Here is a 15150-nt window from a genome sequence, read left to right as displayed (position 1 = left end):
CCCCCCGATCCAGTTCACACTTCTTTTCCCGCACCTGTTTTGTCCATCTTCATGACGAATTACTCCGGTTCATCTCGCTGATTTGATGACGATACTTCCTGTTCACACTGGATGCGCAGGAGAAAACCATGAAAGGTGCAGCCCTCTCGTTTCGGGAAAAACTGGGATATGGCATGGGCGATGCCGGATGCAACATGATTGGCGGTGCTATCATGCTGTTCCTGAATTACTTCTATACCGATGTTTTCGGGCTGGCCCCGGCGCTGGTGGGGACCCTGTTGCTTTCGGTCCGGGTGCTGGATGCGGTCACCGATCCGATTATGGGTGCCATCGCCGATCGCACCCAGAGTCGCTGGGGCCGTTTTCGTCCCTGGCTGCTGTGGGTTTCCGTGCCCTATGTGCTGTTCAGCGTACTGATGTTCACCACGCCCGACTGGACTTACCACAACAAGGTCATCTGGGCGTTTATCACCTACTTCCTGATGTCGCTGACCTACACCGCGATTAACATTCCTTACTGTTCTCTGGGCGGCGTGATTACCAACGATCCCGGTGAGCGCGTCTCCTGCCAGTCATACCGCTTTGTCATGGTCGGCATCGCCACGCTGATCCTGTCGATGTCACTGCTGCCAATGGCGGAGTGGTTTGGTGGCGACGATAAAGCGCGCGGCTATCAGATGGCGATGGCGGTACTGGCCACCATTGGTCTGGCGATGTTTCTGTTCTGCTTTGCCACAGTGCGGGAACGCATCCGCCCTGCCGTGCCCAGCAACGATGACCTCAAAAAAGATCTGCGTGATGTCTGGAAGAATGACCAGTGGGTGCGCATTCTGCTGCTGACCTTCTGTAACGTCTGTCCCGGCTTTATCCGCATGGCGGCCACTATGTATTACGTCACCTGGGTCATGGGCCAGTCCACGCACTTTGCCACACTGTTTATCAGCCTGGGAGTGATTGGCATGATGGTCGGCAGTACGCTGGCAAAACTGCTCACCGATCGCTGGTGCAAACTCAAAGTTTTCTTCTGGACCAATATCGCACTGGCCCTTTTCTCCAGCGCTTTCTACTGGATCGACCCCCACGCCACTGTGATGGTCGTGGTCGCCTATTTTGTGCTGAATATCCTGCATCAGATCCCGTCTCCGCTGCACTGGTCGCTGATGGCCGATGTGGATGATTACGGCGAATGGAAAACGGGGAAACGCATTACCGGCATCAGCTTCTCCGGCAACCTGTTCTTCCTTAAGGTGGGCCTGGCAGTCGCCGGTGCGATGGTCGGTTTTCTGCTCTCGATCTATGGCTACCATGCAGGCGCTAAGGTGCAGTCACCTGAGGCAATCAACGGCATCATGCTGCTCTTTACGGTTATTCCGGGCGTCGGCTATCTGATTACCGCAGGTGTGGTAAGGCTGATGAAGGTCGACCGCAAAATGATGATCACCATTCAGCAGGATCTTGCCCTGCGTCGCGAAAACTTCCATGAGTTACACACTGTTCGCCTGCGCGACGGTGCTGCCACGCCAACAGGAGATGTAAAATGACCCCAGCATGGCCAAATCCTTTCATCGAGCAGCGTGCCGATCCCTTTATCCTGCGCCATGAACAGCACTACTATTTTGTCGCATCGGTGCCGGAGTATGACCGGCTGGAGATCCGCCGCGCCACCACGCTGGCTGGCCTGCGCAACGCCAGTCCGGTTGTGGTCTGGCGAAAGCCTGAGAGCGGCCCCTGCAGCGAGTTAATCTGGGCACCGGAGCTGCACTACATTGACGGTCAGTGGGTCATCTATTTTGCGGCAGCACCGACGCGAGAGATCAAGGAAGGGCTGTTTCAGCATCGGATGTATGCGCTGGTATGTGAAGCGGACGATCCACTGCAGGGTGAATGGCAGCCCTGCCGCCGGATCTACAGCCATCAGGACAGCTTCTCACTGGATGCCACTCATTTCGTCCATCAGGGCAAAAACTGGTATCTCTGGGCGCAGAAAGATCCCCTGATTCCCGGCAACTCGAATCTCTATCTGGCCGAGCTGCAGAATCCCTGGACGCTGAAAGGCACGCCGGTGATGCTGAGCCGGCCTGAATATGAGTGGGAGTGCGCAGGGTTCAGCGTTAATGAAGGACCGGCAGTTATCCGGCACGGCGATCGGCTGTTTGTCACCTACTCAGCCAGCGCCACCGATGAAAATTATTGTCTGGGGATACTGTCGATTGCCGCAGATGCCGATCCGCTGGATGTGTTGGCATGGCAGAAATCGGCACGGCCGGTGTTTGTTTCCAGCTGGGACAACCATCAGTACGGGCCGGGTCACAACAGTTTTACCGTGGATGAGGCAGGACGTGACGTGCTGGTTTACCACGCCCGTCACTACACTGAGATTGAGGGCGATCCGCTGTGGGATCCTAACCGCCATACGAGACTGAAACATTTCAGCTGGCGGGAAGATGGCACGCCCGATTTCGGCGTGCCACCGGCGGATTACACCAGCGTGCCGTAAATTGTCAGCAACGCGACGGCAACGACCAGCACCAGCGAAGTCCGTTTCGCTAACGCCACGGCAACCCGTGGCGTTTCAACTTTATCGGTGTGCGGATCGCGGGACAGTGAGAACTGCGCCAGCGTCGTCAGCACCTGATACTGAGAACGGTGACGATCGGTCAGCGAGGCAAACCAGGCGGGCAGCGCTTTTTCGCCGTGACCGAGCAGCGCGTAGGCGACACCCGCCAGCCGCACCGGAATCCAGTCGAGAAGATGCAGAATGGCATCCACGCCCGATTGCGCGCGTGCCATCGGTGTGCCGTTCTTTGCCAGCCAGCCTTGCCAGGCGCGCAGAAAAGCGTACCCCACCAGCAGCACCGGACCCCACGGCCCCCCTGCCACCAGCCAGAACATCGGGGCAAGATAGAAACGGAAGTTTATCCAGATCAGCGCATTCTGCAGCTCGCGCAGGAACTCGCGCTCGCTGCATTCCACCGGCACGCCATGGATCAGCGTCAGCTCAGCGGCCATCGCCTGATGCGCCGCGTCGTCATCATGACTGGCCGCTTTCAGGTAGCGATGATAGTGCTGCCGCACCGAACCGGCACCGATGCAGAGCAGTCCGGCAACGATCCAGAACAGCAACTGCAGCACCCCAAACAGCAGCCCTTTCAGACTCCAGACCACCAGCGCGGTCAGCGCCATCGCCACTACGGTCATCAGCAGAGTACGCATCATGGAGTAATGGCGGCGATGGCGAAAGATCGGCTCCAGCCGATGTTCGAGCTGCCAGTGCTCGCCCAGTTTAAACAGGCGCTCCCAGCCTAAAACCAACAACAAGGTAAACAACGTCATACTGACTCCGCAAAAATCAGGATTTTTGCTGCGTTAACAGCTGTTTGTAGTAGTCCCAGTCAAAAGCAGGTCCGGGATCGGTTTTGCGTACCGGCGCGATGTCACTGTGCCCCGTTATACGTGAAGGCGTTAACGGATAGTGTTGCAGCAGCAACTGAGTAACCTGCTGCAACGCCCGATATTGCGCCTCGCTATACGGCTCGCTGTCTGTCCCTTCCAGCTCGATACCTATCGAGAAATCATTGCAGTTTTCACGTCCTTCAAACTGCGAAATGCCTGCATGCCAGGCCCGTTTGTCAAAGGGGACGTACTGCACGATCTCTCCGTCACGACGAATCAGGCAGTGTGCCGCCACTTTCAGTGCAGCGATATCCGCAAAATAGGGATGGGCATCGGGTGGTAATGTGCCGGTAAACAGTTTGTCGATCCACGGCCCGCCAAATTCACCAGGTGGCAGGCTGATATTGTGGATCACCAGCAGTGAAGGCGCCTCATTATCAGGACGTTCATTACAATGCATTGACGGCACATGACGCACGCCGGTCAGCCAGCCCTGTTTGATTTTCATACCGCTTTTCCTTATTTCATCAGGCTGAGAATAGCATGAATAATAACGGATTCTTGCCTCTTAGTGTGTCGTCACGGCGACATCATAGCGGTCAGTGTTAAGGATACTAAACAAAATGCTATCCGTTGCTGGAACCTGATGCCGGTTCAGGCTATTGTGACCGCCTCTGTCATCCCTCTTTCTGGAGTTAGATACCTATGTCCTCCCGTGGTTATGATCCCGACAGCCGTCGTCAGGCACTGATTAAACGCATTGAAAGTGATATTCCGGATGCTGTTGCGCTGGCGTTAAAAGAGGATCTCGGTGGCGAAATCGACGCTGACCGGGATATTACCGCGCAGCTGTTACCCGCTGAAACGCAGGCCCATGCACAGGTGATCACCCGGGAAGCCGGTGTTTTCTGTGGTAAACGCTGGGTTGAAGAGGTGTTCATTCAGCTTGGCTCGCACGTGACCCTGACCTGGCATGTCGAAGATGGTGATCAGATCGAGGCGGATCAGTTGCTGTTTGAAATCGAGGGACCTGCCCGCCTGCTGCTGACCGCCGAGCGGACGGCGCTCAATTTTGTGCAGTCGCTCTCGGGTGTTGCTACCGAAGTCAGCCGCTATGTCGCGCTGCTGGCGGGAAGTCAGACGCAGCTGCTGGACACGCGGAAAACCCTGCCCGGACTGCGGACGGCGCTGAAATATGCCGTGTTGTGTGGCGGTGGCAGCAATCATCGTCTGGGCCTTTCTGATGCTTACCTGATCAAAGAGAACCATATTATTGCCAGCGGTTCGATTGCTCAGGCCGTGGAACGTGCGCAATGGCTGCAGCCCGATGTCCCGGTTGAAGTAGAGGTGGAATCGCTGGAGGAGTTACAGCAGGCGCTGGAAGCTGAAGCCGACATTGTGATGCTGGATAACTTCAGCCTGGAAGGGATGCGTGAAGCCGTTAAACTCAACCGGGGCCGGACGCTGCTGGAGGTTTCCGGCAACGTTACCGAAACCACGCTGCCGCAGATCGCCCTGACCGGCGTGGACTATGTCTCGGTTGGCGCGCTGACCAAACATGTGCGGGCGCTGGATCTCTCGATGCGTTTCAGACAAAAATAGCCTGAGCCGTCGCCCGACACGGCGTTTTTGTGACCCCGCTTCCGGCGCAGTTTCGACTGCGCTGCAATGCTGAAATCTGTTCACGTCACGCTTTCCAGTTTGCCCATCTCTGGCTGTCTTTCAGCGTTCCCGATTTTTACCCTGTCGCCTTCTTAACTCAGGAGACGATGTGATGAATTATCAACGTGGATTTACACTGGTTGAACTGATGATTGTGGTGGGTATCGTGGCGATCTTAAGTGCCATTGGCCTGCCCGCTTATCAAAATTATCTGCAGCGGGCAGCCCTCACCGACATGCTGCAAACGATGGTGCCCTACAAAACCGCAGTAGAACTTTGCGCCATGGAACGTGGCGGTCCGACGCAGTGTCACGCTGGAAAAGCCGGTATTCCGGCCGCCCGAGAGTCGCGCTATGTCTCGGCACTGAGCGTGACCAATGGGGTGATTACATTGACCGGCCAGGAGAGCCTGAATGGTCTGAGCGTTGAAATGCTGCCGATCTGGGACAGCACCGAGGGCGGCATCAGCTGGCAACGCAGCTGTACCAGCAGTAACACCAGCCTGCAGGACAATTGCCGGGAACAGTTCCGCTTTGCCGATAAAGGTGCCAGCAATGAACAAGCCTGATGAGACGATTGCGGCATTATGCCAGCGCTATCGTGCCCTGGTTTTACACCATGATGCCAGTCAGCTGCGCGTTGCCGTTGCGGAGAGCGTGCCGCCCGGACTGAGTGAAGCTCTTCATTTTGCCAGCCAGTGTCAGATTGAGATTGAATGCTGGCCACAGGCGCGGCTTGATCAGCTTCAGCACGCGGATAAGCCGCTGGTGGCCCGCGAAGAGACCCCCACTGAGTCGGCAATTGAAGCAACTCAGCTGATCCTGCGTCAGGCCCTGGAGCGTCGAGCCTCCGATGTACACATTGAACCCAGCCGGGAGGGTCTGCGGGTACGACTGCGCATTGATGGCGTACTGCATCCGCTTTCCTCACTGCCCGCCACTCAGCCTGCGGCGCTGCTGGCGCGACTGAAGATCCTCGGCGGGCTGGATATCGCCGAACGCCGGTTACCCCAGGATGGTCAGTTCAGCCTGGAGATTGCCGGTAAACCCGCCTCGTTTCGCCTGGCCACCTTACCCATCTACGGCGGTGAAAAAGCGGTGGTACGGCTGTTGCAGAGTGAAAGTGCGGCGCTGTCTCTGGATAAGCTCGGGTTGCCCGCAGCCCAGCTGCGTCTGTTCTGCGCTGCGCTGGCTCAGCCACAGGGACTGATTCTGGTGACCGGCCCCACCGGCAGCGGCAAGACGTTTACGCTCTATAGCGGACTCAGCGCCCTCAATAAGCCAGAGAAAAATCTGTGCAGCGTTGAAGATCCGATTGAGATCCCCCTGCCCGGCATTAACCAGACGCAGATCCATACCAAAAACGGCCTCGATTTTAACCGCGTGCTGCGGGCGCTGCTGAGACAGGATCCGGACGTAATCATGGTAGGGGAGATCCGCGATGCCGAAACGGCAGAGATTGCGGTGAAAGCGGCGCAGACAGGGCACCTGGTGCTGTCGACGCTGCACACCAACTCCACCGCAGAGACGCTGACCCGGCTGCGACAGATGGGAATTCCGGGTTACCTGCTGGGATCGGCGCTGAAACTGATCGTTGCGCAGCGCCTGGTTCGACGCCTCTGCCCCCATTGCCGTCAGCCCGCTCAGGCGGTGGCGCACTATCCACCGGAGCTCTGGCCCGGTACTCTGCAAACCTGGCGGGCACCCGGCTGTGACCACTGTTTTTCCGGCTATTATGGCCGGCTGGCCCTGTTTGAACTCCTGCCGATCAATGCCAGGCTGCAGAATGCAATTGCAGCCGACATGCCGCTGGAAAATCTTCTCACTCTGGCGAAGCAGCAGGGATTGCGCACCCTGCAGGTTGCCGGTCTGGAAGCGGTAAGCCGGGGCGATACGTCGCTGGAAGAGATGCAACGGGTGATTGGGCTGGACGATGGCTGATGCGTCGTTATTCAGGTGGCAGGCGGTCGACACTCAGGGGCATTTGCTCAGTGGCAAGCTGCTGGCAACTGACCCGGATAACCTGCTGCTGATGCTGTCGCAGCGCGACCTTCTGCCGGTGAGCTGGAAACGGGAAAAGACCTGGCGTCAGAGAGAGTGGAAGTGGCAGCACAAAACCGATCTGATTCGCCAGCTGGCGACCCTGCTTAAAGCTGGTCTGCCGCTGGCAGAAAGTCTCGCCTTGCTGGCTGAAGGTCATCCACACGCAGGCTGGCGGGCACTGATGCTTGCCCTGCATCATCGGGTGCTCAGCGGTGCCCCTTTTTCACAGGCTTTGCGGGAATGGCCGAAGATCTTTCCGCCGCTCTATCCGGCTCTGATGGAGGTGGGCGAACTGACCGGCCAGCTGGATGCCTGCTGCAGTGAGCTGGCTCAGCAGCAAATCCATCAGCAGCAGTTATGGCAACAGGTCGCAAAGGCGTTACGCTATCCGCTGTTCATTCTGCTGGTGGCGATAGCTGTGACCTGCGGCATGCTGCTGTTCGTTCTGCCAGAGTTTGTTGCCGTTTATGACTCCTTTGATGCGCCCCTGCCCGCTTTTACGGCAGCGGTAATGCAGTTATCTGCCGCGCTTCAGGCCTGGGGAGGTGTGCTCGCCTTCGGCTTTTCGCTGATACTGGTTCTCTGGCAGCAGCTGCGACGACGATCGGCAGGCTGGCAACGCCGTGAGCAGGCATTTTTTCTGCGTCTCCCGCTGCTTTCCGGGTTGTGGCGGGGCACGCAGCTGACGCAGATCTACACCATCCTTAATCTCACGCAGCGCGCCGGCTTAACCCTGCTACAGGGACTGGCCGCCGTTGAGGTAACGCTCTCCTCCTTACTCTGGCGGGAAGCGATAGCCGGGCTGCAGCAGCACATCGCTCAGGGGAATCCTCTGCACCAGGCGCTGATGCAGCATCCGCTGTTCACGCCATTATGTGGTCAGTTGATTCGGGTCGGTGAAGAGGCGGGTGCACTGGATTTGATGCTGGCACGACTGGCCGAGTGGCATGAGGCAGAAACGCGGGAACGGGCTGATACACTGGCGGCTTCGCTGGAACCGATGATGATGATAGTGATTGGCGGCATTGTCGGCACGCTGGTGATTGCGATGTATCTGCCGGTGTTCGGGCTGGGTGATGCGATGCATTAAGGGGCGCGAAGTGCGCCCCGCAATATTACCGATTGAAAACGCGATTTTCCTGCTCGTTAACCCGGATAAAGGCCGTGCGCTTGGTCAGCTCTTTCAGGCGCTCTGCCCCGACATAAGTACAGGCAGAACGCAGTCCACCCAGAATATCACGCGCAGTGTCAGCGACCGGACCGCGTAATGGCAGCTTCACGGTTTTACCTTCGGCGGCACGGTATTGCGCTACGCCACCGACGTGACGTTTCATCGCCGATTCGGAGCTCATGCCATAAAAGAGCATGAAGCTTTCGCCATTTTCTTCGACGACCTGCCCTTCACACTCATCATGCGCGGCCAGCATGCCGCCCAGCATGACGAAGTCAGCGCCGCCGCCAAAGGCTTTCGCAATATCACCCGGCACTGAACACCCGCCATCACTGACAATCTGTCCGCTTAAGCCATGCGCAGCATCGGCACACTCAATGACAGCAGAAAGTTGCGGATAGCCCACACCGGTTTTCACCCGCGTGGTGCAGACTGATCCCGGGCCAATGCCAACTTTGACGATATCCGCGCCGGAGAGGATCAGCTCTTCCACCATTTCGCCCGTTACCACGTTACCGGCACAGATCGTTTTAGCCGGGAACATTTCACGCGCACGCTGCAGGAAATCAACAAAATGTTGTGAGTAGCCGTTAGCCACGTCAATGCAGATAAACTGCAGATCGTCTGACAGCGCCATAATCGCGACCAGTTTATTGAGGTCAGCTTCTGACGTGCCGGTTGAAACCATCGTATATTTCAGGACTGTCGCGGGCACACGCTGAATAAATGTGCGCCACTCATCAACGCTGTAATGCTTATGAACGGCAGTGAGAATCGTGAAGCTGGCGAGCGCTTCAGCCATTAAAAATGTGCCGACGGTATCCATGTTAGCGGCAATAATCGGTACACCGCTCCAGTTGAGGCCTGAATGTCTGAAGGTAAAGCTGCGCGCCAGTTCAACCTGTGAGCGACTTTGCAGCGTCGAACGTTTGGGGCGGATTAAGACATCTTTAAAGCCCAGTTTCAGATCTTCTTCAATACGCATAAACAGTGTCCTGGTAAGTGGCAACGAATCGTAGTTCACGAAGTAAGCACAGCTCCAGTGACGTTATGATACGCGCCTCTCGCTGCGCGACAAGACTGCGAATTTCACTTTATTTACGCTACAATCCGTTAAATTTAGTTGTGCTTTATCGGTGTGATCTGACGCGCGTTTTTGCGTTTTTTAGCCAGATCATTACCCTGAACCTATGTCGGAATATGAAGTCAGGTGAATACATGCCCTATATCGTCGCGCTTACAGGGGGGATCGGCAGTGGAAAAAGTACGATTGCCCAGGCATTCGCCGCGTCTGGCGTGGAAATCATTGATGCTGACCTGATTGCACGTGAAGTTGTTGAACCTGGCACGCCCGCGTTGCAGGCCATTCAGGCACGCTATGGCGTCCGGATCGTGACAGATCAGGGGATGCTTGATCGTGCCCGGCTTCGCGACATTATATTTCAGCAACCGGAAGAGAAAAGCTGGTTAAACGCGCTGCTGCACCCGCTGATTAACGCCCGGACGCGAGAGCTGATTTCCCAGGCCGCCTCACCTTATGTGCTCTGGGTGGTGCCGTTACTGGTGGAAAATCAGTTACAGCACCAGGCTGATCGGGTACTGGTCGTGGATGTTGATGAGGCAACGCAGTTAGCACGCACTCAGCAGCGTGACCATCTTTCTGTCGGGCAGGCGAAACGTATTCTTGCCGCACAGGCCACGCGCCAGCAGCGCCTCGCCTGTGCCGATGACATTATTGATAACAGTGGCGAGCCCGACGCTGCCTTGCCACAGGTTGCCGAACTCCATCAGCGCTATCTCAGGCTGGCGGCAACGAAACAGGATTAATACCATGAGCACACCCGTTCTGTTTGAACACCCACTGAATGAAAAAATGCGGACCTGGCTGCGGGTTGAGTTTTTGATTAATCAGTTAGATGAAACCACCCCACTGGATAAAACCGTTAATGCGCTGACCTTTTTTCGCCTGACTGGCGAGTTGCTCGACATTTTCGAGCGGGGCGATATGCGGACAGAACTGCTGAAGGAGCTGGAGCGTCAGCAGCAAAAATTACGTGCATGGGCTGACGTGCCCGGTGTCGATATGACGCTGGTGGATGCCCTGCGCGAGAAACTTAAAATTCAGTCAACCCAGTTGATGAATGCACCGCGTATGGGACAGCAACTCCGCGAGGATCGTCTGATTGCTCTGGTGCGGCAGCGACTGAGCATCCCTGGCGGCTGTTGCAGCTTTGATTTGCCAGGCCTGCACATCTGGCTCCACCTGCCGCAGGAAACACGCGATGCGCAGGTCGAGGCCTGGATGCAGACGCTGGAGCCACTGCATCATGCGCTGGCGATGGTACTGGATCTGATCCGCCAGTCCGGTGCGTTCCATATGCAGACCAGCCTGAATGGTTTTTATCAGGATAATGCCGAGGGTGCCGATCTGCTGCGACTGCAGTTATCGCTGGACGATGCGCTCTATCCACAGGTGTCCGGACATAAAAGCCGCTACGCCATTCGTTTTATGCCGCTTGATAGTGAGCGCGGTGACGTTCCGGCCCGCCTTAATTTTCAACTGGCCTGTTGTTAGAGGTAAATATGCAGCAAGACGTTATGACCGTTTCCTGTCCCCAGTGCGGCAAAGATGTGATCTGGGATGAGCTCAGCCCGTGGCGGCCCTTTTGCAGCAAGCGCTGCCAGCTCATCGATTTAGGGGAGTGGGCCGCAGAAGAGAAACGCATTCCCAGCAGCAACGATATGAATGACAGTGACAACTGGAGCGAAGAAGATCGTTGATAAGATGGGGCGCGCTGCCCCATCCCGTCAGAGTTCGCCCGCAACCAGACGCGCAATCAGCTGATGATTCGCGGGCGGAAACTCATCTGCCACCAGCGCATGCTGATCAACCCAACGCTGCGGCTGACCCTCTTTGCCCCACGGCTCGCCTTTCCATCCTTCAACCAGAAAGAAATGCAGCGTCACGCGCAGATCGTCATAGCTGTGGTCTGCATGACCAATCGGGTGAGCCTCAGTGACGTCAATCCCGGTCTCTTCGTGTAGCTCTCTTATTAACCCCTGTTCGGCGCTTTCGCCCGCTTCTATCTTGCCACCGGGAAACTCCCACTTATTCGCCATGTACGAGCTCGCCGCGCGCTGGGCAAGGAAAATCTGTTTATTGGCATTGCGAATGATGCCAACTGCAACCTGCAGGTGCTTCATGGAAACTATCCGGTCGTCATAGGTGAATGAAGGCTGATTCTAGAGCATGCCAGAGCGGAAGTTAACCGCTTTAGCTCAGCGCTAACGCTATTCAGGACGGGTCAGGCTGCATAAAAAAAGGAGCCATCGGCTCCTTTTTTATCAGCATTCAGTCTCAGGCAATACGGCCATGACACTGTTTGTACTTTTTGCCGGAACCACACGGGCAGGGATCGTTGCGGCCGACTTTACGTTCGCCACCCTGCTCCGCCACGGGCTCGGCTGCCAGCAGATCTTCTTCTACATGGCTCAGCTGCTGTTGCTGTGCCAGACGTTCAGCTTCTTCGCGACGCTGTTGTTCCATCGCTTCAACTTCTTCTGGCATGCGCACCTGAACTTTGCTCAGCGTACTGATCACTTCATATTTCAGTGATTCAAGCATCGCGGCAAACATAGCGAAAGATTCGCGCTTGTACTCCTGCTTCGGATCTTTCTGCGCATAGCCGCGCAGATGGATACCCTGACGCAGATAGTCCATCGCAGCCAGATGCTCTTTCCACAGGGAGTCCAGCGTCTGCAGCATCACGCCTTTTTCGAAGTTGCGCATCATCTCTGCACCAACAATCTGTTCTTTCTCAGCGTAGCTTTCCGTTGCGTGGGTCATGATGCGCTCACGCAGCACTTCTTCGTGCAGGTCAGGCTCTTTATCCAGCCACTCAGCAATCGGCAGGTTCAGATCGAAGTCAGCACGCAGACGCTCTTCCAGACCCGGTACATCCCACATTTCCTCCAGCGACTGTGGCGGAATGTAAGTGTCAATGGTGGCTTTGTAGACATCGTGGCGAATACTGTTGATCGTTTCGCTGACGTCCGACACATCCAGCAGTTCATTACGCTGACTGTAGATTGCGCGGCGCTGGTCATTTGCCACATCGTCATATTCCAGCAGCTGCTTACGAATATCGAAGTTGCGGCTTTCAACTTTGCGCTGTGCATTGGCAATCGCTTTGGTAACCCACGGATGCTCAATGGCTTCGCCTGGCTTCATACCCAGCTTACGCATCATATTCGACACGCGGTCTGAGGCGAAAATACGCATCAGCGCATCTTCCATCGACAGGTAGAAGCGTGAAGAACCGGCATCACCCTGACGGCCGGCACGACCACGTAACTGGTTGTCGATACGACGCGATTCATGACGTTCAGTACCGACAATGTGCAAGCCACCTGACGCCAGAACCGCATCGTGACGAAGCTGCCATGCCGCTTTGATCTCTTCGATTTGCGCTTCGGTTGGCTCTTCCAGTTCGGCCACTTCAGCGTGCCAGCTACCGCCCAGCATAATGTCCGTACCACGGCCAGCCATGTTGGTGGCGATGGTGACCGCACCCGGCTGTCCGGCCTGCGCCACGATATCGGCTTCGCGGGCGTGGAACTTGGCGTTCAGCACGTTATGTTTGATACCGGCACGGGTCAGTTCGTTAGAGACCACTTCCGATTTCTCAATCGAGATGGTTCCCACCAGCACCGGCTGACCATTGGCAGTCCGCTCACGGATATCGTCGATAATGGCATCGATCTTCTCTTTCTCGGTCATGTAGACCAGGTCAGCCAGATCTTTACGCACCATTGGACGGTTGGTCGGCACGACGATGGTGTCGAGCTTATAAATGGAGCTGAATTCAAACGCTTCAGTATCGGCGGTACCGGTCATACCGGCCAGTTTCTCGTAAATACGGAAGTAGTTCTGGAAGGTGATAGAGGCCAGCGTCTGGTTTTCGTTCTGAATCTCAACGCCTTCTTTTGCTTCAATCGCCTGGTGCAGGCCATCAGACCAGCGACGACCCTGCATGGTACGGCCGGTATGCTCATCAACAATAACCACTTCGCCATCTTTCACGATGTAATCAACATCGCGGGTAAAGAGTGCGTGCGCACGCAGCGCGGCAGTCACGTGGTGCATCAGCATGATGTTGGTCGGTGAGTAAAGTGACTCGCCTGCTTCCATAATGCCCTGGCTGACGAGTAGCTCTTCCACTTTCACCAGACCACGCTCAGACATGTGAGCCTGACGCGCTTTCTCATCGACCCAGAAGTCGCCTTCACCCTGATGGGTCTCGGTATCTTCTTTATCCTGGCGAACCAGATGAGGGATGATCTTGTTCACTTTGGTGTAAAGCTCAGAACTGTCTTCTGCCGGACCGGAGATAATCAGCGGCGTACGCGCTTCATCGATCAGGATGGAGTCGACCTCATCCACCAGCGCATAGTGCAGTTTACGCTGTACGCGCTCTTCCGGGCTGAACGCCATGTTGTCGCGCAGGTAGTCAAAGCCATATTCGTTGTTGGTGCCGTAAGTAATATCTGCGGCGTAGGCTTCACGCTTCGCCACAGCCGGCAGACCCGACATATTAATACCGATGCTCAAACCCAGGAATTCAAACAGCGGACGGTTGTTTTCTGCATCACGCTGCGCCAGATAGTCATTGACGGTTACCACGTGAACGCCTTTGCCGGAGAGCGCATTCAGATAGGCTGGCAGCGTTGCGGTCAGGGTTTTACCTTCACCGGTACGCATCTCAGCGATGCAGCGATCGTTCAGCACCATCCCGCCGATCAGCTGCACATCGAAGTGACGCATGCCGAAGACACGTTTACTTGCTTCACGTACGGTCGCGAATGCTTCCGGGATCAGACTTTCCAGCGATTCGCCTTTTTTCAGACGGTCGCGGAACAGGTCGGTTTTCGCTTTCAGTTCATCGTCAGAGAGCTTCTCAAAATCGGGCTCCATCTTGTTGATGACGTCCACCACTTTGCGCATACGACGCAGCGTACGATCGTTACTGCTACCAAAAACCTTGGTCAATATTTTGCTTAACATAGTAAATATATTCTCAATTCAGCCGGAGCATTCCGGACTGCGAAATCTAAACAGAGTGAATAAAACCAAAAATATTAGCAGAACAATCGGGCGGGTCCGGCGCGAATGCCATGCACGCGGGCATGCCATTCTACCCATGAGCGGGTGCTGGCTGAGAAAAGAGGTGGCGCAGAGCGCTGCTGCGATGCAGTGTGCAGTGCAGAATGCGAGGTCAGTAAATTATGCAGCGAGTCGAGCAACGCCAGCTTTTGTGCCGCCAGCGGTAATTGCTGCTGCTCCGCCTGCACCTGAGGTGCCAGCGTGAATGAGAGGTGTCGGATAACGGTGCGAATGGCGTGCTGATGCCAGTAATCTACGCTGAAGCTCGGGCGTCGGGATGCTTCCTGAAGCCGGATTAAATGATCAAAGCGTGTGGCATTGCCAAGAAAGAGACTGCTGGCTGGCGATTCAGACGAGGCGCTGAGTTCCGGGCTTTGCGCACAGGCTGGCAGGCCAAAACTGGCCGCTACCATCCCTAACAGGAGATGGGGCCAGAAGTAGCGTCTACCTAATTGTCGCCAGCGCTGAAGAATCCCGATCACAACCTTTCCATCGCGCACGCTCTGTTGCGCTCTTGATTTCGTGTACCCGCCGCGAGCTGCAACGGATTTCGGCCTGTAAAAGCGCCACAGATAGTAACATTAATGTGGGGCATCCACACCTAGGATTAAAGAGGCGACGTGAGAAAACGCGTGTGATTGTTCAGCAATTCAGCAGAAGAGACAACGCTTTGCGAGCAGGGTCGCAGTCATGAGGTGTGGTGCGGAAAAGAATAAAAA

At 56.0% G+C, this 15150-nt stretch carries 15 protein-coding genes; 9 read left to right on the top strand and 6 right to left on the bottom strand.

The features are described from left to right. Positions 1–128: 128 nt before the first annotated feature. Positions 129–1541, top strand: coding sequence for an MFS transporter (locus N5J69_RS12455; protein WP_279770652.1), 1413 nt, complete (start codon positions 129–131; stop codon positions 1539–1541). Then, positions 1538–2497, top strand: coding sequence for a family 43 glycosylhydrolase (locus tag N5J69_RS12450; protein ID WP_279770651.1), 960 nt, complete (start codon positions 1538–1540; stop codon positions 2495–2497). Before N5J69_RS12455 ends, N5J69_RS12450 begins: the two co-directional genes overlap by 4 nt. Here the strand turns inward: N5J69_RS12450 and ampE are convergent. Beyond that, positions 2479–3333, bottom strand: a complete 855-nt coding sequence (gene ampE / locus N5J69_RS12445) for a beta-lactamase regulator AmpE (protein WP_279770649.1) — start codon at positions 3331–3333, stop codon at positions 2479–2481. The two genes, N5J69_RS12450 and ampE, sit on opposite strands and share 19 nt — an antisense overlap. Before the next feature lie 16 nt (positions 3334–3349). Then, on the bottom strand, positions 3350–3901 hold the full coding sequence (gene ampD / locus N5J69_RS12440) for a 1,6-anhydro-N-acetylmuramyl-L-alanine amidase AmpD (RefSeq protein ID WP_279770647.1): 552 nt from the start codon (positions 3899–3901) through the stop codon (positions 3350–3352). Between the two features lie 197 nt (positions 3902–4098). On the opposite strand from ampD, the gene nadC reads away from it, so the two are divergent. The 4 genes from nadC to hofC all read left to right on the top strand — a co-directional run bounded on the left by nadC (position 4099) and on the right by hofC (position 8187). After that, on the top strand, positions 4099–4995 hold the full coding sequence (gene nadC / locus N5J69_RS12435; protein WP_279770646.1) for a carboxylating nicotinate-nucleotide diphosphorylase: 897 nt from the start codon (positions 4099–4101) through the stop codon (positions 4993–4995). A gap of 172 nt (positions 4996–5167) precedes the next feature. After that, positions 5168–5623 (top strand): prepilin peptidase-dependent pilin, encoded by a 456-nt coding sequence (ppdD, locus tag N5J69_RS12430; RefSeq protein WP_279770645.1) that lies wholly within the window; start codon positions 5168–5170, stop codon positions 5621–5623. Then, positions 5610–6995 carry a type II secretion system protein GspE gene (gene gspE / locus N5J69_RS12425; protein WP_279770643.1) on the top strand — a complete coding sequence of 462 codons (1386 nt, stop codon included), beginning with the start codon at positions 5610–5612 and terminating at the stop codon, positions 6993–6995. Before ppdD ends, gspE begins: the two co-directional genes overlap by 14 nt. After that, on the top strand, positions 6988–8187 hold the full coding sequence (gene hofC / locus N5J69_RS12420; RefSeq protein ID WP_279770642.1) for a protein transport protein HofC: 1200 nt from the start codon (positions 6988–6990) through the stop codon (positions 8185–8187). Before gspE ends, hofC begins: the two co-directional genes overlap by 8 nt. Positions 8188–8212: 25 nt before the next feature. Here hofC and N5J69_RS12415 read toward each other — a convergent pair whose 3' ends face one another. Then, entirely contained in the window at positions 8213–9253 is a 1041-nt protein-coding gene (locus tag N5J69_RS12415; protein WP_279770640.1) for a GMP reductase, read from the bottom strand. Positions 9254–9486: 233 nt separating this feature from the next. Between N5J69_RS12415 and coaE the strand changes: the two genes are divergently transcribed. Genes coaE through yacG form a run of 3 tightly spaced genes read left to right on the top strand, consistent with a single transcriptional unit; the run spans position 9487 to position 11049 of the window. Beyond that, positions 9487–10095, top strand: a complete 609-nt coding sequence (gene coaE / locus N5J69_RS12410; protein ID WP_279770639.1) for a dephospho-CoA kinase — start codon at positions 9487–9489, stop codon at positions 10093–10095. A 4-nt stretch (positions 10096–10099) separates the two neighbouring features. Then, the gene (gene zapD, locus N5J69_RS12405) at positions 10100–10843 is read left to right on the top strand and encodes a cell division protein ZapD (RefSeq protein WP_279770637.1); all 744 of its coding nucleotides are present in this window, start codon (positions 10100–10102) and stop codon (positions 10841–10843) included. 8 nt (positions 10844–10851) lie between these two features. After that, on the top strand, positions 10852–11049 hold the full coding sequence (gene yacG / locus N5J69_RS12400) for a DNA gyrase inhibitor YacG (protein ID WP_279770636.1): 198 nt from the start codon (positions 10852–10854) through the stop codon (positions 11047–11049). 27 nt (positions 11050–11076) lie between these two features. On the opposite strand, the gene mutT is transcribed toward yacG, so the two are convergent. From mutT to secM, 3 genes are all read right to left on the bottom strand, one after another. Then, entirely contained in the window at positions 11077–11472 is a 396-nt protein-coding gene (mutT, locus tag N5J69_RS12395) for an 8-oxo-dGTP diphosphatase MutT (protein WP_279770635.1), read from the bottom strand. A gap of 154 nt (positions 11473–11626) precedes the next feature. Further along, positions 11627–14332, bottom strand: coding sequence for a preprotein translocase subunit SecA (gene secA, locus N5J69_RS12390; protein WP_279770634.1), 2706 nt, complete (start codon positions 14330–14332; stop codon positions 11627–11629). 74 nt (positions 14333–14406) lie between these two features. Beyond that, positions 14407–14913 carry a secA translation cis-regulator SecM gene (gene secM / locus N5J69_RS12385; RefSeq protein ID WP_279770633.1) on the bottom strand — a complete coding sequence of 169 codons (507 nt, stop codon included), beginning with the start codon at positions 14911–14913 and terminating at the stop codon, positions 14407–14409. Positions 14914–15150 lie beyond the last annotated feature (237 nt).

Source organism: Pantoea sp. GD03673, assembly GCF_029844725.1.
GTDB lineage: Bacteria > Pseudomonadota > Gammaproteobacteria > Enterobacterales > Enterobacteriaceae > Pantoea.
Note: the sequence above shows the minus strand (reverse complement) of the source record. Positions and strands in the feature narration are given on the sequence as shown.

Excerpts from the sequence above, each read along its gene's own strand:
- ampE (WP_279770649.1), bottom strand. The coding sequence starts at position 3,333 with ATGACGTTGTTTACCTTGTTGTTGGTTTTAGGCTGGGAGCGCCTGTTT.
- zapD (WP_279770637.1), top strand. The coding sequence starts at position 10,100 with ATGAGCACACCCGTTCTGTTTGAACACCCACTGAATGAAAAAATGCGG.
- hofC (WP_279770642.1), top strand. The coding sequence starts at position 6,988 with ATGGCTGATGCGTCGTTATTCAGGTGGCAGGCGGTCGACACTCAGGGG.
- N5J69_RS12455 (WP_279770652.1), top strand. The coding sequence starts at position 129 with ATGAAAGGTGCAGCCCTCTCGTTTCGGGAAAAACTGGGATATGGCATG.
- N5J69_RS12450 (WP_279770651.1), top strand. The coding sequence starts at position 1,538 with ATGACCCCAGCATGGCCAAATCCTTTCATCGAGCAGCGTGCCGATCCC.
- N5J69_RS12415 (WP_279770640.1), bottom strand. The coding sequence starts at position 9,253 with ATGCGTATTGAAGAAGATCTGAAACTGGGCTTTAAAGATGTCTTAATC.
- mutT (WP_279770635.1), bottom strand. The coding sequence starts at position 11,472 with ATGAAGCACCTGCAGGTTGCAGTTGGCATCATTCGCAATGCCAATAAA.
- secA (WP_279770634.1), bottom strand. The coding sequence starts at position 14,332 with ATGTTAAGCAAAATATTGACCAAGGTTTTTGGTAGCAGTAACGATCGT.
- ppdD (WP_279770645.1), top strand. The coding sequence starts at position 5,168 with ATGAATTATCAACGTGGATTTACACTGGTTGAACTGATGATTGTGGTG.
- ampD (WP_279770647.1), bottom strand. The coding sequence starts at position 3,901 with ATGAAAATCAAACAGGGCTGGCTGACCGGCGTGCGTCATGTGCCGTCA.
- nadC (WP_279770646.1), top strand. The coding sequence starts at position 4,099 with ATGTCCTCCCGTGGTTATGATCCCGACAGCCGTCGTCAGGCACTGATT.
- gspE (WP_279770643.1), top strand. The coding sequence starts at position 5,610 with ATGAACAAGCCTGATGAGACGATTGCGGCATTATGCCAGCGCTATCGT.
- coaE (WP_279770639.1), top strand. The coding sequence starts at position 9,487 with ATGCCCTATATCGTCGCGCTTACAGGGGGGATCGGCAGTGGAAAAAGT.
- yacG (WP_279770636.1), top strand. The coding sequence starts at position 10,852 with ATGCAGCAAGACGTTATGACCGTTTCCTGTCCCCAGTGCGGCAAAGAT.